Genomic DNA, 20,231 nt, shown 5'->3' on the forward strand with positions numbered 1-20,231 from the left:
TACTTAGGTAAAGTTTTTATCTTGGTATTACTAATATAGAATGTGGAGGAATTAGAGAAGGCTTACAGGGAGGAAAAGAATGCTAGGATAAGGCAGAGAATACTGGGGGTGAAGATGTACCTCGTGGACGGGTTCAGGGAGTACAGGGTGGCCGAGGTCCTCGGGGTTTCGTACTCAACGGTGAAGAAGTGGGTCGCGAAGTACAAGAGGGGAGGGGTCGGAGCGTTGAGGGATAGGCCAAGGTCGGGTAGGCCCAGGAAGTACTCCAGCGAGGAGGTGAAGAAGGTGCTGGAGACAAGTCCCAGGGAGCTGGGATACAACCTGGAGGGGTGGACCATGAGGGCGCTGAACGCTGAGCTGAGGAAGAGGGGGATAGTTTACAATAGGTATCACCTTTACAGGGTAGTGCACCAGCTGGGGTACGGTTTCGTGACGCCCAGGCCGGTGAACGCCAGGGCCGAGGTGGAGAAGCACCGCGATTTTAAAAAAAGTGAAGGAACTGATGGGACGCAGGATAGCGTTCTTCGATGAGACAAGGGTGGTGGTGGGCACCACGGTGAGGAGGTGCCTCGCCAGGAGGGGTTCCAGGCCCAGGATCAGGGTGAACCTGGGCTTCCAGCACTTCTACGTCTTCCTCGCCCTTGACGCCATTTCAAGGAAGGTGCTGTACGCCCTCTACAACTCTCCAGCAAGAACATGAAGAGCTTCGTTTACAGGATGGAGAGGAAGTGGGGCAGGGAGACCAAGTACCTCGTCCTTGACAACCACTCCTCCCACAAGACGGGGGCTATCCTGGACCTGTTCAGGAGAAGGGGAGTGAGACCCGTTTTCACCCCAAAGTACTCGCCAGAGCTAAACCCTGTGGAGAGGATCTTCAAGGACCTGAAGTTCCACCTTGCGAACAGGTTCTTCAACAACGTGGAAGAGGCAAGGGAGGAGGTGAGGAGGTTCTTCGAGGAACATCACGATCAGTTTAATCTTGATGTGGTCCAATATCTGGATTTAGATGAAATAGAGGTAGAAAACAATGGATAAAAACTTCCACAAAGTACTAGCGAAGGCGTTTTACTCTTGGGTCTTCACGGGATTCGTGTTCTCCAGGAAGGGAATGTACGTCATGTTCTCCGTGGGAGACAGGAGCGAGAACACGTTTCAGGAGCTCGCGCAGTACGTGCCCGAGAAGGGGACCTGGGTTTCGGACGACTACAACGTCTATTTCCTCCTCCCCGAGCACAGGGTCGTGTCACCCGTTAACCCCAATGAGTCCCTCCACTCGTCCCTCAGGGACAGGCTCGTGAGGTTCAAGAGGGCAACCAAGGCAGTGAACAGGAGCTTTGATATCTTTGATATGATGAGGTACTCCGTAGGTCTCGTTCTGTGGGAGAGAGGGCTGATCCCAGAATTTATACCTTAATGACGACACTATGGACACACTCGTACTATACGAATTAAAATTTATAACTTTTTAAGTAAGTTCTATATTATGGATCCTTTGAAAAAATTCTATGAAGAACATTACTCAAAAATTATAATTACAAGCCATATGAAAAAAAGAGTTTATTTAACGATAGATAGTATAAAGAATAATCTTTCTTCATTTGAAACTATCCTTGAAATAGGTTGTGGTACTGGCGAAAATCTAGCTCTTTATAGAGATTATTTCAATTTTAAAAAGACATATTGCATAGAAATCGCTGATAACGCACTTAACTCTATTAATGAAAAAGGAATTATCCCCTTCATAGAAGACATAAATAAAGACGAAATTCCTTTAGACGATGAAAGTATAGATATTGTAATATTTCAAGAAGTAATAGAACATCTTTACAATTCAGATCTTGTAATGAAAGAAATTTATAGAGTTCTTAGAAAAAATGGATTGTTAATCCTTAGTACACCTAACCTTTCATCATGGATAAATAGAATAACTCTAGCTTTAGGATATCAACCTTTTTCTCATGATGTTTCATTCATTGCAGGTTTTGGAAGAATTAAATATAAAAATCAAACAAATGGGCATATAAAATCATTTACTTTGAGAGCTATGATAGAATATTTGAAGTATTATAATTTCTCTTTGATCAAAATTAAAGGTGTAGAAGCTGATGGAATCAATAGTAAACTTGTAGAACTTATAGACAAAACATTAAGTCGTTTTCCTTCATTAGCCTCGCATATGTTTGTTGTAGCTAAAAAAACTTAAATCATGTCACAAAACGGTTTTTAATTGATTATAAACATTTATTTTATCTTTTTGTTATTAACGAGCGATTCAAGTTTCCATTGCGAATTGTAATTAGTTAATCTATGCGATACGATCAAAATCCATCTATCATTTTCAATAATACTTTAAGGGATCGAACACGATATCATACCATGTCAAGACTAACAATCTAACTCATCTATATCAACTCCTCCTGGAGTAGCATTTTCCTGAACTTGACGTTAATTTCTTTAACTTTGAAAAGTTATAAATTAAGTATTATTAACTTTAAGAAATAAAAATAATATAGTCTCTTATTTGATTAAAATTATTCATTTTAAGGGGAAAAGTAATTAAAACTACTCAGTCTTAGGCAAGTTCCGAAAAGTGCTATCCATAAAGTTCTATCCTTGATTGTAAAAGCCCTAAAATTCTAAAACTTTCCGAAATGAGTAGTGATATTTGTAATCTAGCAGGAGTTATTTTTACTGATAGAGAATATTAATTATATTTTATATAATATTTGAAAATTAAGATCCTTCTCTGAATCAGAAACGGCCGTAGAATTAGTGTAAAGTATTCAAATGATACACTAGTAATTCTGGAAAGTCTTTAGACTAGTGTTTATGTAAAGTTACTATGATTAAAGATCCATATCGTACGAAGACTTTCCGGAAATAGTAACACTAATAGTGACGTGTCAAAATATCACGTGAGAGTGTCCGGATTGAGAAAAATTCAACAAGAAATTATCTGCAGATGATAGAATTTTAGCAGAACTATGGCGTAATACTTAAGTCGGGGAGAACGGACATCATACCATGGACAACGCCACAATCCAACGACCACAATACGTGGTGATGTCCGTTCCCCCACTGGAAGATATGCCCTCCAGGGATAAAATCCTTTTCCTCCTCATGCCCGTGGTGGAGATGGTGAGGGAGAGGGTCGAGGGGAGGTTACCGGGTGGGTTCACCTTCAAGCTGCTGATAGTGATGATCGTTTTCACGTGTTCGTTAAGGGACGCGGTGAACCTTGTGAACACGGACGTGGTGGTCAGGCTCTTCGTTGGTGAACGAGTGGGGAAGACAACCCTGTTCGACTTCCTTGAGAGGTTCGCAAGGGAGAGGAAGGGTCTGCTCAGGGAGATCGCGAGGGATCTGGAGGGGAGGTGCAGGACCATGTACCTACCGTCTAGCGCGCTCTACGAGGGGAGTGGCTGGTGGACTCGTTCCTGCTGGACCTCCCTCCCGGGAAGACTGGAGACCATGATGGAGAAGTACAGGCTTGACGCTGTTCACCTGGGAGTGGCGGAAAGGTTGAAGGCGTTCGTGAAGGCCAGGCTAAGGACAAGGAGGAGGTTCCAGGGAAGGTGGACCAAGAAGTGGACCAGGTCGTACTTTGGGCTCAAGGTTTTCCCGCTCATCTCACCCTCTTCGTCCACCTTGAGGTTGAGTTCGCCAACTTCTCGGACGCGAGGTGCTGTCCAGGAAGGGGCTTAAGCTCGTGAACAGGGGTTTCAGGGAATGCAGTACCTTCGTCCACCCCCGCGGTCCCTGGAAATATCTTCGTCCCTACGTGGAGCACTTCGGGATCTTCCTTAAGCACTGGAGGCCCTACGCTGAGAGCAGGGCCAGGAACGAGGCCTTCATCTACATGATAGCCATCACGTACAACATGGTCCACTTCCTCTCCATCCAGAGGAGGACTCCTCCCCACCTGCGGGCAGTACAGCTCCCCTGACGTCCTGGGACGCGATGGGTCAGGGTGAAGTGTTGATGATGCATTAAAATTTACTCTTAGATATAAACTGTATAGAATTATTTAATCCTTCTCCAAGGTGTGAGCTTGATATGACTGGTTAATATTATGCATAATAGTCAAATAAGCCGAATTTTGTGCATTCCGGACACTCTCACGACAATGTTTTTGCCATGCCATATGCCACAGTGGACTTTCCCACACCGCCCTTGGCCCCTATGACAGCAATCCGAATCATTTTCTTGGTCTATAGTGATTCGCAAAGAAAATATTTCCGCTTTCAATGGGCACGTAATGGAAATGAATCATTGAATTTGTAAGAATAGATGTGGAAGAAAATGCTATCCTCATGGAAGCTAAATATTCCGAACTGATTTAATTTTGAAACAGCCATATTCTTGCAAGTGGATGAGCCTAAATCCTGTAGTATTTCTTGTCTTTCTTCTTGGCAATGTGGAATCTTTTAGGTAACTTCTTACTGCTAAATGCCCTAGGGAGCCTTTTAAAGGTGTAACACCCGCAATTGTCTAGAAGGAGATAGCGGTCGTAATCCAGTGACAATATTAATATTTGGAACTGCAGGGCACACTAACTCATGGTCAAACTTGTTAACTGGAGAAAAGCGACGCTGACGGAACAGAAGATGAACATAGGCTCTATCTTGAGGAGGACCAGCGCAGATATAGTAATTATTCCTTTGAGTAGAGGAAAACTAGTGGAGTACATAAAATCCACAGATTTGGACACCATGGAGCCTTTGATTATAAGGCTTGAGAGAAAGGGTAAACTCAGGAGGGAACTGGAGAAATTGAGAAACGAAGGATTTGAGGTGAGGATAGTTATTCCTAACTTGGAAGGGAACTAGTCACTTACTTTTACCTTTCCAAATCACATCCGGATTGCCTGTCTCCTTGTTGACCCAAAGCCCAAGTACAAATAACAGGCTTGATAATCTATTCAGGTAAATTACATGATCCTCCTTTGTTATATTTTCTCTATACAGACTTACTACACTCCTTTCTGCCCTCCTGCAGACGGACCTAGCTAAATGCAGGAAGGAAGAGGCAATATGTCCTCCAGGTAAGACGAAGTTCTTCAGTGGGTCTAGCTGGTTGCCATAGACCTCAATTAATTTTTCAATTTTCTCAACTTTATACTTCCCAAACCCCATACTAAATCCCGCTATTTCCGAAGAGATCTCAAAAATATCCCTCTGTATATCATGAATCAATTCCCTTAACCTAGGGTATAGGGACGCAACCACGCCTAAAACAGAGTTCAATTCATCTAGATTGCCCAGTGCCTCCACTAGCTTGTCATCTTTCCAGACCTGACCTATAGATGGGATTCTTGTAAGCCCTGAATCACCTGTACCTGTATACCACTTCCCGGACAATGTGCTGAAGCCATCCATCTTCCTTTCTTGGGATTTAAAAACAGTGTATATGTGTAGGATACCTCACAAGGGTGAATGAGAGGCATACGAGCCGTGAGTGAAGGGATCTGGATGTTGAAGTTAAAGGAAGTATGCCCACTATCGCAGATCTACCCTCCAGAGACTAACTTAAACCTCCAAGAAGGTAAAAATGAACTGCCCCACCCTCACGGATGGGGTCTTCCGCCTCCTTAACCCCCAAAGAAATAAAATTTGATAACACTAAGAGTTCTAGTGGGCCGGTAGCTCAGCCTGGAAGAGTGCCTGGTTCGCACCCAGGAGGTCCCGGGTTCAAATCCCGGCCGGTCCACTCTCACTTTTGCACAACCAATCTTTGTTCCTTGACCCTTTCCCAATATCTGACTCCGGCCAGGAAGGAGTTCCTATTATTTTGGTCTCTTAATAAGGATAGAAAATCCTCTTCCTCTAAGTACTCCGAGAACCTTGCTTGATATACTATACCTAAAAGAGCGGTATTGCATTTACCTGCATTTCCTGTTATCTTGTTGCAGTCCAGTACATATACTTTCCAATCTTTTAGCCTCCCAATTACTTGCTCTGCATCATGTTCTTGAACCTTAGGGAGAGAAGGTGGCTTCACTGATGCGTTCAAGAAGATCTCTCCTGATTTTGAAAGATACTCAATGTTCCTTAGCGCCTCTGTGGCCTCCAGAGCAATCATTATATCTGCTCCTCCACGGGGTATGAGGGGAGCCTCAACGTTTCCAATTCTGACATGAACGTTCACTGCGCCTCCTCTCTGGGATAGACCGTGAGTTTCAGCCTCAAATACCCTGTATCCCTTATTACCAAAAGCCTCGGCTATTATTCTTCCTGCAGTGACGACGCCCTGACCTCCTATTCCAGCTATTAACACGCTTAGCTTGTCCACGCCTCATCCCATCCTGCCGGTTTATCTCCCTCAAGTCTAATTGCATTAAAGGGACAAACAGGTACGCAAGCACCACATCCAATACAATCTTCCGGGTTAATTACTGCTTTTTTATCAGTCCTTTTCAGGATTGCAGGACAAGTAAAGTGGTCATAACAGATGGTACAGCCAGTGCATTTATCGTAATCCACGACGGCAACCTGTGTGGGTTTCACCCTATCCAAGACCTCAAGTGCACATGCCCTCTTTGCCACAACCACCGCTGGAGCTAGGTTCTTCTTTACCCATTCAGAGGCCCTGGCCACAATCCTGGAAAAAGCGGGACTGAACGGGTCTCCCACCTCCACATACTCAACTCCTAATCCCTTGGCAGCACTGGCAATATCAATAACTGTTGATGGACTCCCTTGCTGTCCAGTCATGGCAGTGGAACGATTATCTAGGACTATCACGAGAACTGGAAACTTATTATACACAGCGTTTGCCAAGGCTGGAAGTCCAGTGTGAAAGAACGTTGAATCTCCAATGACCGCCACGGGAATAACGTGTGTAGATCTATACACTCCGTTGGCTATTCCCAAGCTACTACCCATGGATATTAAGCTGTCCTGTTCGTTAAAGGGTGGAAGAACACCCAAAGAGTAGCAACCTATATCTCCTGAATAGAAGGTGCTTGAAATCCCACCTAGGGCGAGTCCCTTCTTAAGGAAGAAGAAACTGGATCTATGGGGACAGCCTGGACACATTGCTGGAGGTCTTCTGGGAACATCCTCAGGAACTGTTGGGGAGTCAACTATGGGGTCGATCCCAATGTTTAGGAAAGTGGCTACAGCCTTTAACACTCTTTCGAGGGTCATCTCTCCCATGTATCCAGTGAGTTTCTTTCCCTCAACCTTGACGCGCAATCCATGGTCAAGCAACATGGACTTCAACTGGTTCTCCACTATAGGGTCTAGCTCCTCTATTACGAGTATTCTCTCAACGTCAGTTAGGTAGTCCAGAATTTTCTCCGGCAGGGGCACAGAGCAGGATACGCCCACAACCCTGACCTTCTCGACCTCGAGATTTCTCAGGGCCTCCAAGACATAGGAATAGGAGATTCCAGCTCCTACCACCGCAACATCGCCATCTCCACGAGACTCCACCAGATGTGATGTGAGCGACTTGATTTTCTCCCACCTGTTAAGCTGTTCCTCCCTGTCTTTTCTAGAGACCTCTGGTACAAGGGAATACTTTCCCGGGTTCTTCTGCAATCTTCCATACACAGGTTCCCCTTTGGGAAGAACATTGACCTGTGACCTGACATGACTTATTCTTGTATTTGTGGAGATGATAACAGGATGACCAACCTGCGAGCTCAGATTAAATGCCTCAACTGTTAGATCATGAGCGGATTGAGGATTAAAGGGCTCAAACACTGGAATCATTCCCATGAGTCCATAATATCTGGTGTCCTGCTCGCTCTGCGAAGACCACATACCTGGGTCCCCAGCCGAGACCACCACAAGGGCCCCTGATACACCTGTGTAGGAAGATGACATAAGAGAATCGGAGGCAACGTTCATTCCCACATGTTTCATTGTCACCAGTGCCCTGGCACCCATCATAGCGGCCCCAAATCCGGTTTCAAAGGCCACCTTCTCATTGGAACTCCATTCAGTATAAACATCCTTGAATCTCATAAGGGTCTCAATTATCTCGGTGGATGGAGTGCCCGGATAACCTGCAGCCACAGCAACACCAGACGCGAGAGCACCATAGGCTATAGCCTCATTACCCAGCATTAACCTAGGCTTGGCAACTAACATAACTATCATGATAAACTTTACATGTAAACTTATAAAGATAAATACCATTAATTGTGTTAAGTGTAAAAGGTTTTAGTATTTACATGACATCATGATGATAGATAAATATGATAAGTGACAAATATACTAGTACTTCAGGTAATTTGTTTTCCACCTCTATCTCATGTGGACCCAGATATTTCGCGACGATAGCTTAAAGTAGTTATGACATTTCCTGAAGAACCTCTTGCCAACCCTCGTTGAAGGGAGTCAGAAACAGGTTAAATTAGTCGTATGTGGAGGCGCAGTCGTTAACCATCTCGGCGAGATCGTCGTAGGAGTAGTCGGGGTGATCCTGGATGGCCTCGGAGGCGCAGTTCTCCACCCTGAGCTTGCGCTCGTACCACTCCCTGTAGAGCAACCTGTCCGTGATTGGGGGAGGATTTCCGGAGAGCTCCTGGACAAGCCTGTTGTAGGTGGCCTGAAGCTCCTGGGCTATCTCCCTGGCCGAGGCCAGGGCCTGCTCGTAGGACTGGTCCATCCAGTCAACCAGGGTTGCAGCGGCGAGGGAAATGAAGGGAGGGAAGCCCAGCTCGGAGAGGGCCCTCCTGAAGCGCCTCTGGGCGTCCAGGAGAGTCAGGAGTTCCTGCTCGAGGCCCAGGTCTCTTGCCCAGGCCATGACGCCCGAGGAGGTGAAGGGAGGTGGTGTCACTGCCCTCACTGCAACTGCGTCTAGGCCCTGGAGGATGTCGTATCCCGAGACCAGGCCGGCTATCCCGAAACCTGAACACGTGTTCCCGCAGGCGATGGAGGTGAGGATGGGAGCGCCCAGGTCGGCGTCACCAATACTGGTAATGGACTTACCTAGGTCGCATAGATACTTGGGCATAATTTGGGTACAGAGTGAGGCGATCTCCTGGCTCATCCCGTTCAACGTGAAGAAGGAGAAGTACATGTTGGTGGGGATGGAGAGGTTGCCTATCTGTATGGGCTTGGCTGGGGTGGCCCCTATTCCCTCGTAGACGAAGGGATATTCATCAGAGGATGATCGCATAACATCTTCGCCTGACCTAGATAGGTTGTAATTTCCCCTTTTGTCCCTATACGTTAGAAATCTAGATGTGGTTCTTAAATTGGGCGCCTGGGTCATCAACCCCATGAATATCGCCTGGTAACCTGAGAGCAAGTTCCACACGGGTCCCAGGATACCGCCACAGTCCCTGAACTGGGCCGGGTTGTACCACGTTGGGGGAACCTTCAACTTCTCCATGGGGAAAACCCCAATCCCCGCCTGGGCGAACCTGTCCAGGATTCCCACCCTGATCTTCCCGTAGGAGGTGGCCTTGCTCCCTCCCTGGTACGCGATGATCGTCCCGTTGGTCCAGTGGGGAGATACCCCGCCCACGTAGTACCACTCCCCCTTGTCCTCCGTCCTGAAGAGCATGCCCTGCCTGTACACCCTGTCCGGGTCGCTGTCAGCCTCTACCCTCAACCTCTGGGAGGTAGCAATCGCAGGGTAAACCTCGTACCTCCTGGGATCTCCTCCCTGGTAAAGGGAGAAGTAGCTCCTCAACCCCTGCTGGAGGCACTCCTCCTGCTTCACGTTGAGGCTTATCTCTAGACCGATGATGGGGCCCAGGGCGGGTCCCAGCCCTGAAATTGATCCAACAACCTGAGCCATATACATTCTGGATTTAGAGAAACTATTTATCCTTTGCCGTGATATCTAGGGTATTATATCTCTGTGGGTCTCTTGACGGGTGGCCCCCATGAAATCGGGACTTGATCAGTTTCACATGTTCCGGTAATTTGAAACCTCAAATAACAACTTAGATAAAGTCCATCGAGGTCCCGGTAATAATCCTAGGGTATTTCTTAACCGTCCTCTCACCTAAGTTTGCATGATACATGTCTGACCCATGCATGGCTTACTGCAATTACTTCCAATTCCTGCCCACTTCTGTCGCTCCACGAAAGTTAACATTCCCCGGAAAGACTTCTTCCTTAGCACCAAATGATTGTAAAAATAAGATAATATGATAATAGATTTTAATATTTATACTTCTCTCGGAATAGATAAATTTACTAGATGATAAATATACAGACAGGGAAGATGGGCCCGCCGGGATTTGAACCCGGGATCACGACGACCCGAACGTCGCATCCTAATCCAAGCTAGACTACGGGCCCTCGTACCAAGTGAAGTTATAATATGCGCGTTTATAAAAGCTTTCAATGGCCACTGAATACGTCATAGAGAGCATTGCCAAGAGAATAGCGGGAGACATAGTGTGGAGTGAAAATCCAGGTCTTGCAATGAGAAAGTGGAGGGAGACCTTTGGAGTTTCCCAGTCAGAACTGGCGCGGATACTTGGAATGTCCCAATCGGTCATAGCGGATTACGAAAGGAATAGAAGACAGCCTGGAAGTTACGTGGTTAAGAAATTTGTAGAAGGATTGATAGAGGCTGATTCCAAGAGAGGTTACAGAGTTATAAACGAACTGGGGAAGCTATTTTCCCTGAACTTTCCCTTCATAGTTGACATGGCAGATTTCGTCTCACCAATCACGCTCCAAGATGTTGTAATGGCAGTGGATGGGATACCCATAATGGCTGACCTTAGCAATATACAGGTTTACGGTTACGTGATCACTGACAGCATTAGGGCAATAACGGCGTTGAGTGGAATGGAGTTCTATCAATTTCTCTCCATAGTATTCAACAGGATATTGGTCTTCACCAAGGTATCTAGTGGAAGGTCCCCAATGATAGCCCTTAAAATAGCTCCAATAAGACCTAAACTGGTGGTTCTTCACAGGCCAGTTAAGATGGATCCCCTATCAATCTACATTGCCAACAAGGAGGGCATAAACGTGATAGTTTCCACAAAGAGAACAGAGGACGAGCTCCTTAACGGGCTCAAGAGCCTTGTCCTTCGGTCAGAGCCAAAATTGCCTTAGCTATATCCCCGTTGGCCTTCTTAAGTGCTTCCCTGACTTCCCCCTCTGGCTTTCCAGTCTGTTCCATAACGAACCTGACATCGTCTTCGTTCACTTCCACACTGGGTTCTGTTTTAGTCTCCACCCTTGTGGTACCTCCCACGACGGTTATTGCTTCCTGTCCCATCACGTTGGCTTTGGTCACCATGGGAGACTCTATCACTATCCTCTCACTTGGCGTTTCTATTATTACTCGTAAAGCGTCTATATTCTGAGTTTTTATACCCATTTTCTCAAGCTTCTTGAGATCCTTAGGGCTAACCTTCATTAGATATTTTATGCTATTACTCAAACTTAATATTTGCGGTTAACCTTTACTAACAGATATGGAGTATAGCATAAAGATACTTGGCGGAGGCAATGAAGTAGGCAGAGCTGGAATTGAAATTTCCAACTCCGACGAATGCCTAGTTCTTGACTACGGAGTAAATTTTAATCAAAAAGATGAACCAAACTTCCCACTTCAGGAAGCGCCATCCAAGGTCAGGGGATTCGTGGTTTCACATGCTCATTTGGACCACGTTGGGGCCTTACCCATTTACCAGATATCCAGCAGTAAGCCGGTTTACGGAACAGGGATCTCAAAGTATATCACGGAGTTGATGCTGAAAGACTTCATAAAGCTGTCAGGACCTAAGGTTCCCTTTGAATGGGTGGAAGTTAAGAAAACCATGGATAACTTCAGGACGTTTAATTACGGTGAGGAGGTGGAGATAGGAGGCTTCACCATAACAACCTCTAGCGCGGGCCACATACCCGGAAGCGCCATCACCGTGGTGAAAACGGAGAAAGGAGACATTGCGTATACTGGTGACATAAACGTGGCAATGGCAAAACTTGTGAAGCCTGCAGAGCTAGACGTTATGAAAAAGTCTAGGGTTATAATCACTGAGGCCACGTACGGGAAGTTCAACCATCCCACCAGGAAGAGCGTTGAGGAGGAATTCTATACCTCTGTCATGGAGGTGCTTGAAGGTGGGGGAACAGTCCTGGTCCCTGCGTTCAGCCTGTCCAGAAGTCAAGAGATACTTTCAATCCTTGCGGAGAAGAATATACCCTATCCCGTCTATTATGACGGTCTTGCTAGGACAATAATGGAGATCATGATAGATAATAGCCAGTACATAAATAACAAGGAAGCGCTAAGGAAGGCCTATGACGAGTTCCAGTACGTAAAGGGGTGGGAAGACAGGAGAAAGGCCTGGAGGTCTAATGGAGTCATAGTTGCCAGCGCGGGAATGCTCAAGGGTGGACCAGCCGTATACTATTTCAAAAAAATAGCTGATAGCCAGAAGAACGCAGTGTTCCTTGTGAGCTACCAGGCTGAGAACACGCCCGGAAGAAAGCTTTTGGAGATGGGTAAGTTTGACGACTCTTCGCCGTTGCTGAAGGCCAGACTTCAGATGTTTGATTTCTCAAGTCATGCAGGGAAAAACCAGCTACTGGACATTGTGAAGACCTCTGAAGCCCTCGAGAAGATAGTAGTGGTGCATGCGTCTCCAGATAGCGCACAGGCGTTCTCAGATTTCGTGAAGGAGAAGTTGGGAGTAGAAGTTTTAGTACCGGAGAATGGACAAGAAATCCGGCTATGATACTGTTATTCATACACGCATCCAGTTTCTCCTTTGAGGTAAAGCAGAAGGCACTGGAGATTGCTGAGGACCCAAATCCCGGCTCTTTCTCTTCCCAAAATACGCTAGTTACATTTGTTTCCGTTGAGAAGGGGGATGACCAGGAGATACTTGAGAGAGCCCTAGAGAACGTTAGAGATGTGATGAATAAAACCAGGCCTGATACTCTTGTACTCTATCCCTACGCCCATTTATCCTCAAATCTAGCTGACCCAAGAACGGCAATCCAGGTGCTTAATTCCCTTTACGAAAGGCTCAGAACTGAGAAGGAGAAGGTGATTAAGGTGCCTTTCGGATGGTATAAGGCCTTCACGGTGAGCTGTTACGGTCATCCGCTCAGCGAACTGTCAAGGAGAATAACCAAGGCCGTGGAATATCAGAAGAGCAAGGAAATGGAGGTTTGTTCCAAGTTTGGATTTCCAGGATCTCCGGAGTCCACGTTCATGAAGATGGCAGTTCTGGAGAGGATAAAGAGAGATTCGGGTGTCAAGGGGATCATTTACGGTGAGACCAATACCAAAGGTTTCTTGAGCGTGAGGTTTACAAGACCGGAGGGTAGAGCACTTCCGTGCGTCAACGAAGATCCTCGTATTGAGGTTGTGTATGAGAGTGATAGGGACCCCGATTTTCCCAGGGAATTTCAGGACTCAACAAACAAGTTTCAGATCTGGAATAGGAACGGAGATAAGGTGAGAATAGATGTTGGCCTAGCGCTATATTACATTCTTCTGAAGGCCAGGGAGAAACAAACGCCCACCTTACCCCTGTGGCTATCACCAGTTCATGTGAGGATACTGAAGGTCAGGGAAGAGGATAACGTGGAGGACATGGTGAATTCCTTGAGTGAAAGGGGAATAAGAGTGCAGGTAGACGACCTGGAAGACGGGCTGGGCAATAAAATACGTAGGGCAGGGATGGACTGGATCCCATTCGTGGCCATAGTGGGGGAGAGGGAACTCAAGACGGGGAACCTGACCGTAAGGATAAGGGAGACGTCCGAACAAAAACCCATGACACTAGATGAGATAGAGAGAGCAGTTAAGTCCGCGGATGATCTCCTCCTACCATCTAACCTGCCTGTGAGCCTGAAGGAGAGGTTAAGTAATGAGAAGGGTTGAGGCTATAGTTCCCCTTAAGCTTACTCTATTCGGGGAACATGCAGTAGTGTACGGAGAACCTGCTATAGCCATGGCAATATCAGAAACAATGAAAGTTCGCGTCACGGAGAGCGACAGAACCATCGTGTCCTCCTCGTCCCTCAACATCGGGAACATAAAGGTGGATTTAAGGGATATGAGGGTGGAGAGCGAGCAGGTTGGAAGGGCGCTATCGTTTGTCTTGGAAGCGCTTAACTATTTTGAGGAGAAGGAACCTGCTCTAATCTCCATAGAATCATCAGTAGATCCCTCAGTTGGATTGGGCACCAGCGCTGCAGTGATAGTGGGAGTCGTCTCCGCTTACTCCAGGTTTCTCGGTTACGATATGACCAACTTGGAGATAGCCAAGGTATCACGGCACATTGAGAAAAAGGTCCAGGGTTTAGGCAGTAGAATGGATACCTTCACTACTTCGCTGGGAGGTATTCTATACTTTCCGAGAAATTCGGAGGACGTGGAAAGGGTAAACTCGTCATTGAGCATCTCAGGAGGATATGTGAGACGCATCTCCTCTACCGCTGAAATTCTGAAGAGGGTCAAGGCGGTGAAGGATAGGAGCAGGGAATTCGACGATATACTTCACTTGATAGGGAAATTGGTGGATGAGGCTAGATGGGGAATTGAAAGAGAGGACATCGAAACTGTGGGACAATTAATGTATGTGAATCATGGACTGCTGATGTCCCTAGGAGTTACTTCACCCGTGCTGGACGAACTGGTTTCCACCGCGAGAACCATGGGACTTCCCGGTTGCAAAATGAGTGGCGGAGGAGGGGGTGGGTCCGTGGTCTGTCTCAAATCACCAAAGGCTGAACTTCTTTTAGAGTCAAGGGGCTTCAAGATTGTCAATACTGAACTAAATCAAACAGGTGTGGTGATAAAGGAAATAAATGATTGAACATTAACCATGTATTATGTGCGGAATCATCGGAGTGGTCTCCATTGGGGCCAAGGACGCTGCTTTAGCCAAGATCACTTTGGATGCATTGAAGAGCTTGGAATATAGAGGATATGATAGCGTGGGAATGGCCTCCATGGACAGCTCTCACCTGGAGGTAAGAAAGGCAGCAGGAAATGTGGAGAAGTTTGAGAGGATAAAGAGCCCATTGAGCATGAAGGGAAACATTTTCTTGGGCCATACCAGGTGGGCTACTCACGGCGAGCCTAACGATATCAATGCGCATCCCCACCTTGACTGTACAGGGGAGATAGCAGTTATACATAATGGTACAGTTCTCAACTTTCTGGAACTCAAGCAGGACTTAATTGCCAAGGGACATAAGTTCGTTAGCGATACCGACACTGAAGTGATTGCCCATCTCATTGAACACTACAGAAAGCTTGGAATGGACAACTTCTCCGCATTTAAACAGGCGATATATAGCATCCAGGGAGATCACGCTGTTCTGGCTATAATAAAGGGGGATAATAGAATATTCTTCTCCAAGAAGAACAATCCCCTTATAATAGGACTAGGAGATGACATGAACCTCATATCCAGTGACGTGTGGAGCCTTGTTAGAGTTACCAACAGGACCATAACCGTTGGTGACGATGAACTGGGTTACATAACGGCGACCTCAGTTTACGCGGAAAAGATTACGGGAGAGAAGGTCAACCTCGCATCCAGGCTCATTATTCAGCAGATAGATGGATCTGCCACATCCCTTCAGGGATACGAATCATTTATGATGAAGGAGATCAGGGAAAGCTGGGGAGCTGTCAGGGATACCATTGTTTCCCTTATGAGCGATATGGAGAACATGGGTAAGGCTGTAAAGGCTATGGATAAGGCAAGGAGGATATTCGTGGTTGCAGCTGGAACGAGTTATCACGCTGGACTAATATTTGCATCTAGGTTGATGAGGATTGGAAAGACCGTTATCCCCGTCATAGCATCAGAGCACGATAACGTGAAGACGGGAGAGGATGATGCTGTCCTGGTCATTAGCCAGAGCGGAGAGACCATGGACTCGCTTCTGGCAATGAAAAGCTACAAGAGTAACGGTTCCTTTGTGATCTCGCTTACCAACACCCTTGGAAACAGCATATCATACCACAGCGATGTTGCACTTCATACTAGGGCAGGACCAGAGATAGGCGTGGCAGCTACTAAGACCTTCACCTCTCAGGTAGGAGCTTTACTGCTGATCTCCTCCCTAATGCTGGGAGAAAGCTTGGATTATCTCAAGGAGGCTGAAAGCACGGTATCGAACAGCTTCTCCAAGTCAATTGGTTACGCGGAAAAAATAGGAGTAGAGGTTGCAAAGAAGCATAGCTTATATTACTTGGGAAAGGGACTTGGGGTTCCCATGGCCATGGAAGGTGCGCTGAAAATCAAGGAAATTGCATACATTCACGCGGAAGCATATCCCGCAGGGGAGAGTAAACACGGACCAATTGCGCTGGTAGAGAAGGACTTCCCTGTAATCTTCGTGAATACAGGCGAGCATGTGGATGAGCTCAGGAATAACCTGAAAGAGATGCAGAGTAGAAAGGCTAGAGTATACGTAATCAGTGCAGGTTCCGAGCTCAGGAGCGATCAAGAAATTACTGAAATAATGGTTGACATTAATGATAAAAGACTGGCGCCACTGGCGCTGGCACCCCCTTTGCAGCTAATCGCGTATTATGCAGCAAAGGAGAGAGGATTCAATCCAGATAGACCCAGAAACCTGGCTAAAACGGTGACCGTTAGATGAAGGGGTTAATATTAGCAGCGGGTAAAGGAGAGGGGTTGAGCCCTTACAGCGAAAAGATACAGAAGGAGACTATACGCGTTGTTGGTAAACCTGTCATAGAATATGTGATAGATGGGCTCACCTCCGTTGGAGTGACCGAGTTTACCATCGTGGTGAATGAGAAGGAGGAACAGGTTTTACAGGCAGTGAAGGACCTTAACGTGAGGGTGGAAACGGTTAGACAGAAGTCTCCAGGAATATCAGGGGCAATTCAAGATGGGATGGAATACATGGATGACATGTTTGTTCTGGCCTTTGGAGATATAATAGCGCCCAGGGATTTCTACAGGGAACTCATTACCACATATCACAGGTCCGGTTCGCCCGTGTTTTCTACTGTTCCTGTATCCACGGGTCTAGATACATATGGTCTTGTGAAGGTTGATGAGGGATTACGAGTAGTGCGTGAGGGATCAACTCTCGCGTTGGCAGGGGCCTATGTGATACCCAAGAAACCATTCAGGGACTTCCTTCAATACCTAGATGAGGTAGCCAGGGACGCTGACTATTTCGTATGGACAGGAACGTGGGTGGACATAGGATATCCAGAGGACTTAATCCAGGCAGTGGAAGAGTTGCTGAAATCTGAGTCATCAAGAATCTCCAACAAGGCTAGCATAGCCAGCACTGCAGTAATTGGAAAGAGCGTGATAATTGAGGATGGGGCAGTGGTGGAGGACTTCGCCATAATTAAGGGCCCGGCGTATATTGGAAGAAATGCTTACATAGGGTCCTTCTCTTTGGTCAGGGATTTCTCCTCCATAGAGGAGGGAGCAGTGGTCGGAGCCTATGCGGAAATAGCTCATTCGTTGTTGGGACCATACTCCGTCACTGGATCAAAGTCATATATTACTCACAGCGTGGTTGGAGATAGAACCAAGGTGGGAGCTTCTGTCATTACTGCTAGCTATCCCGCGACAACTAAAAGACAGGTTTCCGGGAAGTTCGGCGCCCTCATCTCACCAGATGAGAACATACCCCACGGAGTCGTGATTGGACCTTCCTACAGGAAATAACGTCAACTCAATCCAGTCTCTGGTAACAGGCAGGTCTTTCTGCATCTTTTTAATTCGGTCACATTATCTTCAATTATGGGAAAACTAACAATTCTCCTTGCGGATAACAGCATGGATAAACTATATCACGGACTCGTGTTGGCGCTGGACGCCAGATCTATAGACTGGACCGTGAAGTTCTTCGTAACATCTCAGGCCGTGTCCATCTTTACTAAACGCTTCAAGGGGAAGTCGAAACTGAGGCTCGGATTTCTGGCTAGACTTTTTGTAGAATCAGAAATGAAAAGAATGGGACTTCCGGATACTTCCGTCCTCATAGAGGAAGCCATAAAGGAAGGTGTTGAGTTTTACGTGGATGAGGTGGGACTTAAGATAGCACACTTGGGGAAAGAGGATCTCCTTGATAACGTGAAACTCTCCGGAGGAATCACGTATCTGAAGGAGGCCCAAGATTCCGATGTGGTGGTAACATTATGAAGGAAATAGAGACTAGCGAGGTTTGCCCAGTAGTAATTCTTAAGGTCATGAGGGAGTGGAGAAACGTCAAGGGGGAGGAAGAACTGGTAGTTAAAACTCCGTGGGAGGCTGTAACTCAAGAGCTTGAGAAGTGGTGTAATGAGACTGGGAATCAGTTCTTAGGTTACACTAAGGAAAAGGGAAAGTTCGTAATCAGGTTGAAATTAAAAAGATAGATTATTATATCACCCAGATTTCCTTTTCTAAGGGTAGATGCGTATTGTGTCCTCAGATAAGGTATACTTCGATCCTATCCAGCTTTTAGAGGAGAGCTGGCCTACTCCCCTTCTCAAACTTTCAATTGGTCAAGATGTGTGGGCTAAACTTGAGTTTTTCAATCCCTTTAGCAGAAGCATAAAGGACAGAACTGCCCTTTTCCTCTTCAGGGAGGCACTCAAGGAAGACGCAAAGCAGATAACGGAAGCAACTTCGGGGAACATAGGTGTTGCCTTATCATCACTTTCGGCCATATATGGCAGGAAATTCGTGGCTTTTATCCCAACGCAAGCTCCAAGGGCGTTCAAAATCGCTATGAAGGTGCTTGGAACCGAGGTTATAGAGGCTGGAAAGTCCACCAACGATCTATTACCACTTGTGAAGAATTACGCAAAAACCTCGGGAAGCTATCATCTAAACCAGTTCAATAACCCCCTCAATGTCAAGGCACACATGGAAACTACAGCTAAGGAGCTTGATGAACAGCTGAGGTCCGTGAACAAATTTCCAGAGAGAATAATTGCAACTATGGGAACTGGAGGACATATTGCAGGGATATCCAGGTATTTTAAGGAGAAATATGGGGATGAGGTGGAGATAGTTGGTGTTCAGCCAGCGGAGAATGAGAGGATACCTGGAATAAAGAGGCAGAATGGCGACACACTGATCTCTTCTGTAAAGGTAGACAGAGTAATAGACGTAACTTCTAAGGAGGCGGTGGATGGAGTAGTTAAGGTAGCGAGAAGTTCTGGCATACTTGTGGGACTTAGTTCCGGGGCCACGATAGCGGCGTATCAAAGGTTGAGCGATGAGAAAACCACTGTTCTCATTTTCCCAGATGACGGCTTCAAGTATCTTGATGAAATAGAAAGGCTACTTAACGGAGCTTAATCTCCTGAAACTAAGATGCAGATTTACTTTTTCCTGAATGGATTCGCACTGGACCTTGGGGGATGGCGAAAATACCAGATAGCTTTCAAACCCACATACTGCTTGAAAACACCATTAGTTAAAAGGTCAAGAATTCTATAAACTACCATGAAAATAGAAGACGCCATCAGAGTGCTTTATGCTCAAACTAAGATTCTGGAGACTCAAGGGCAAAAATACGTTGTAAAGTGCTATGACTCTAGCGTAGCATTGAAATGGTACTTCATTTCCTCCATGTTCAGACCCTTCCCTTACGTTGCCAATGCTCTTACCAGGATGAGCAGGGAAATGGAGTTCATGACCTATCCTTGGAAGAACCTAAGGGTCCCAAAAATAATAGATTTCGACATCAAGGAAAAATGCGTTATCAGGGAATTCGTGGATGGGAGAACTCCCAGCACAGAGGATGATTTCATAAATCTGGCGCCCGCGTTAAGGGAAATACATGATAACGGATTCGTTATGGGAGACACTAAGTTTGAAAATTTTCTAATAAATGATACAATTTACGTAATAGATGCGGAGGAAGCCATAGTGAGCGATGAGCCGGAGTTGAGGGCATGGGACATCTTGGTGTATTTCCTTTTCGTCGCTTACAAGTATATACAAGATCTAAAGGGATTTGAAAAGATTACCCGGGGATTCCTGGAGATGTACAAACCGGGTAGAGACGTGGCCCTTAACGTAATGAGTTTAAGAAACGTTCAGCTTCTTTCCCTCTTCCCTCCAATTCATCTGAGCGTGCTCAGAAAAATTATTTCCGAATTTTAATCAACAGCGTGTTATCTGCCCTTTCCAGGGCAATTTCTGAGTCAGTCAACTTGGTACCACAGGCAGGACATCTATAGAAGTATCTGATTATCTTTCTGTTATTTGTCGTCTCCGCCTCTGAGATGAATTCCATCTTTACCCCGCATCTGGGACAAATTACCTCGTTCATATTCGA

The 20,231-nt window shown here is 46.2% G+C and carries 23 protein-coding genes, 2 tRNA genes and 1 pseudogene; 19 read left to right on the forward strand and 7 right to left on the reverse strand.

Annotated elements, in window-relative coordinates; all coding sequences use genetic code 11:
- The first annotated feature begins 42 nt into the window (after positions 1-42).
- From QVC96_RS12420 to QVC96_RS12455, 8 genes and pseudogenes are all read left to right on the forward strand, one after another.
- On the forward strand, positions 43-531 hold the full coding sequence (locus QVC96_RS12420) for a helix-turn-helix domain-containing protein (RefSeq protein WP_238027283.1): 489 nt from the start codon (positions 43-45) through the stop codon (positions 529-531).
- The gene (locus tag QVC96_RS12425; protein ID WP_287688932.1) at positions 503-700 is read left to right on the forward strand and encodes a hypothetical protein; all 198 of its coding nucleotides are present in this window, start codon (positions 503-505) and stop codon (positions 698-700) included. The genes QVC96_RS12420 and QVC96_RS12425 overlap by 29 nt, the downstream gene beginning before the upstream one ends.
- Positions 697-1,035 carry a transposase gene (locus QVC96_RS12430; RefSeq protein WP_287688789.1) on the forward strand — a complete coding sequence of 113 codons (339 nt, stop codon included), beginning with the start codon at positions 697-699 and terminating at the stop codon, positions 1,033-1,035. Before QVC96_RS12425 ends, QVC96_RS12430 begins: the two co-directional genes overlap by 4 nt.
- A 22-nt stretch (positions 1,036-1,057) precedes the next feature.
- Positions 1,058-1,414 (forward strand): annotated as a pseudogene (locus QVC96_RS12435) (IS1 family transposase); the annotation flags it as partial.
- Between the two features lie 69 nt (positions 1,415-1,483).
- The gene (locus tag QVC96_RS12440; RefSeq protein ID WP_287689442.1) at positions 1,484-2,203 is read left to right on the forward strand and encodes a class I SAM-dependent methyltransferase; all 720 of its coding nucleotides are present in this window, start codon (positions 1,484-1,486) and stop codon (positions 2,201-2,203) included.
- Positions 2,204-3,024: 821 nt separating this feature from the next.
- Complete coding sequence (locus tag QVC96_RS12445) at positions 3,025-3,705, forward strand: hypothetical protein (protein ID WP_287689443.1); 681 nt, start codon at positions 3,025-3,027, stop codon at positions 3,703-3,705.
- Positions 3,683-3,946 carry a hypothetical protein gene (locus tag QVC96_RS12450; protein WP_287689444.1) on the forward strand — a complete coding sequence of 88 codons (264 nt, stop codon included), beginning with the start codon at positions 3,683-3,685 and terminating at the stop codon, positions 3,944-3,946. The genes QVC96_RS12445 and QVC96_RS12450 overlap by 23 nt, the downstream gene beginning before the upstream one ends.
- A gap of 613 nt (positions 3,947-4,559) precedes the next feature.
- On the forward strand, positions 4,560-4,829 hold the full coding sequence (locus QVC96_RS12455; protein ID WP_287689445.1) for a hypothetical protein: 270 nt from the start codon (positions 4,560-4,562) through the stop codon (positions 4,827-4,829).
- Here the strand turns inward: QVC96_RS12455 and QVC96_RS12460 are convergent, their stop codons facing one another.
- Positions 4,830-5,378, reverse strand: coding sequence for a cob(I)yrinic acid a,c-diamide adenosyltransferase (locus QVC96_RS12460; protein WP_287689446.1), 549 nt, complete (start codon positions 5,376-5,378; stop codon positions 4,830-4,832).
- A gap of 257 nt (positions 5,379-5,635) precedes the next feature.
- On the opposite strand from QVC96_RS12460, the gene QVC96_RS12465 reads away from it, so the two are divergent.
- Positions 5,636-5,709: transfer RNA gene (locus QVC96_RS12465), tRNA-Ala, on the forward strand.
- Between the two features lie 3 nt (positions 5,710-5,712).
- Here the strand turns inward: QVC96_RS12465 and QVC96_RS12470 are convergent.
- The 4 genes from QVC96_RS12470 to QVC96_RS12485 form a co-directional block, all read right to left on the reverse strand.
- Positions 5,713-6,291: an indolepyruvate oxidoreductase subunit beta gene (locus QVC96_RS12470; RefSeq protein ID WP_287689447.1), complete on the reverse strand. Its 579-nt coding sequence runs from the start codon at positions 6,289-6,291 to the stop codon at positions 5,713-5,715.
- Positions 6,279-8,105: a thiamine pyrophosphate-dependent enzyme gene (locus QVC96_RS12475; RefSeq protein WP_425598002.1), complete on the reverse strand. Its 1,827-nt coding sequence runs from the start codon at positions 8,103-8,105 to the stop codon at positions 6,279-6,281. The genes QVC96_RS12470 and QVC96_RS12475 overlap by 13 nt, the downstream gene beginning before the upstream one ends.
- Before the next feature lie 259 nt (positions 8,106-8,364).
- Positions 8,365-9,759 carry a hypothetical protein gene (locus QVC96_RS12480; protein ID WP_287689449.1) on the reverse strand — a complete coding sequence of 465 codons (1,395 nt, stop codon included), beginning with the start codon at positions 9,757-9,759 and terminating at the stop codon, positions 8,365-8,367.
- Positions 9,760-10,192: 433 nt separating this feature from the next.
- A tRNA-Pro gene (locus QVC96_RS12485) sits at positions 10,193-10,268 on the reverse strand.
- A gap of 45 nt (positions 10,269-10,313) precedes the next feature.
- Here QVC96_RS12485 and QVC96_RS12490 point away from each other — a divergent pair.
- Complete coding sequence (locus QVC96_RS12490) at positions 10,314-11,039, forward strand: helix-turn-helix domain-containing protein (RefSeq protein WP_238026868.1); 726 nt, start codon at positions 10,314-10,316, stop codon at positions 11,037-11,039.
- Here the strand turns inward: QVC96_RS12490 and QVC96_RS12495 are convergent.
- A complete protein-coding gene (locus QVC96_RS12495) occupies positions 10,999-11,346 on the reverse strand; it encodes a nascent polypeptide-associated complex protein (protein WP_238026867.1) in 348 nt (115 codons plus the stop codon). The genes QVC96_RS12490 and QVC96_RS12495 overlap by 41 nt on opposite strands.
- Before the next feature lie 58 nt (positions 11,347-11,404).
- Here QVC96_RS12495 and QVC96_RS12500 point away from each other — a divergent pair, with 58 nt between their 5' ends.
- The 9 genes from QVC96_RS12500 to QVC96_RS12540 all read left to right on the forward strand — a co-directional run bounded on the left by QVC96_RS12500 (position 11,405) and on the right by QVC96_RS12540 (position 20,056).
- The gene (locus tag QVC96_RS12500; RefSeq protein ID WP_238026866.1) at positions 11,405-12,670 is read left to right on the forward strand and encodes an MBL fold metallo-hydrolase; all 1,266 of its coding nucleotides are present in this window, start codon (positions 11,405-11,407) and stop codon (positions 12,668-12,670) included.
- Positions 12,667-13,827 carry a threonyl-tRNA synthetase editing domain-containing protein gene (locus QVC96_RS12505; RefSeq protein WP_287689450.1) on the forward strand — a complete coding sequence of 387 codons (1,161 nt, stop codon included), beginning with the start codon at positions 12,667-12,669 and terminating at the stop codon, positions 13,825-13,827. Before QVC96_RS12500 ends, QVC96_RS12505 begins: the two co-directional genes overlap by 4 nt.
- Positions 13,814-14,764 carry a mevalonate kinase gene (gene mvk / locus QVC96_RS12510; protein ID WP_238026864.1) on the forward strand — a complete coding sequence of 317 codons (951 nt, stop codon included), beginning with the start codon at positions 13,814-13,816 and terminating at the stop codon, positions 14,762-14,764. Before QVC96_RS12505 ends, mvk begins: the two co-directional genes overlap by 14 nt.
- 16 nt (positions 14,765-14,780) lie before the next feature.
- Positions 14,781-16,568, forward strand: a complete 1,788-nt coding sequence (gene glmS, locus QVC96_RS12515; RefSeq protein ID WP_238026863.1) for a glutamine--fructose-6-phosphate transaminase (isomerizing) — start codon at positions 14,781-14,783, stop codon at positions 16,566-16,568.
- A complete protein-coding gene (locus QVC96_RS12520; protein ID WP_238026862.1) occupies positions 16,565-17,623 on the forward strand; it encodes a sugar phosphate nucleotidyltransferase in 1,059 nt (352 codons plus the stop codon). The genes glmS and QVC96_RS12520 overlap by 4 nt, the downstream gene beginning before the upstream one ends.
- Before the next feature lie 75 nt (positions 17,624-17,698).
- A complete protein-coding gene (locus QVC96_RS12525; RefSeq protein WP_238026861.1) occupies positions 17,699-18,100 on the forward strand; it encodes a DsrE/DsrF/DrsH-like family protein in 402 nt (133 codons plus the stop codon).
- A complete protein-coding gene (locus QVC96_RS12530; protein ID WP_238026860.1) occupies positions 18,097-18,315 on the forward strand; it encodes a sulfurtransferase TusA family protein in 219 nt (72 codons plus the stop codon). The genes QVC96_RS12525 and QVC96_RS12530 overlap by 4 nt, the downstream gene beginning before the upstream one ends.
- Before the next feature lie 37 nt (positions 18,316-18,352).
- Entirely contained in the window at positions 18,353-19,246 is an 894-nt protein-coding gene (locus tag QVC96_RS12535) for a cysteine synthase family protein (RefSeq protein WP_238026859.1), read from the forward strand.
- A 147-nt stretch (positions 19,247-19,393) separates the two neighbouring features.
- Complete coding sequence (locus tag QVC96_RS12540) at positions 19,394-20,056, forward strand: serine/threonine protein kinase (protein ID WP_238026858.1); 663 nt, start codon at positions 19,394-19,396, stop codon at positions 20,054-20,056.
- Here QVC96_RS12540 and QVC96_RS12545 read toward each other — a convergent pair.
- A complete protein-coding gene (locus tag QVC96_RS12545; RefSeq protein ID WP_238026857.1) occupies positions 20,040-20,225 on the reverse strand; it encodes a hypothetical protein in 186 nt (61 codons plus the stop codon). The genes QVC96_RS12540 and QVC96_RS12545 overlap by 17 nt on opposite strands.
- Positions 20,226-20,231 lie beyond the last annotated feature (6 nt).

Source organism: Metallosphaera javensis (ex Sakai et al. 2022) (assembly GCA_021654415.1).
Classification (GTDB): Archaea; Thermoproteota; Thermoprotei_A; order Sulfolobales; family Sulfolobaceae; genus Metallosphaera; species Metallosphaera javensis.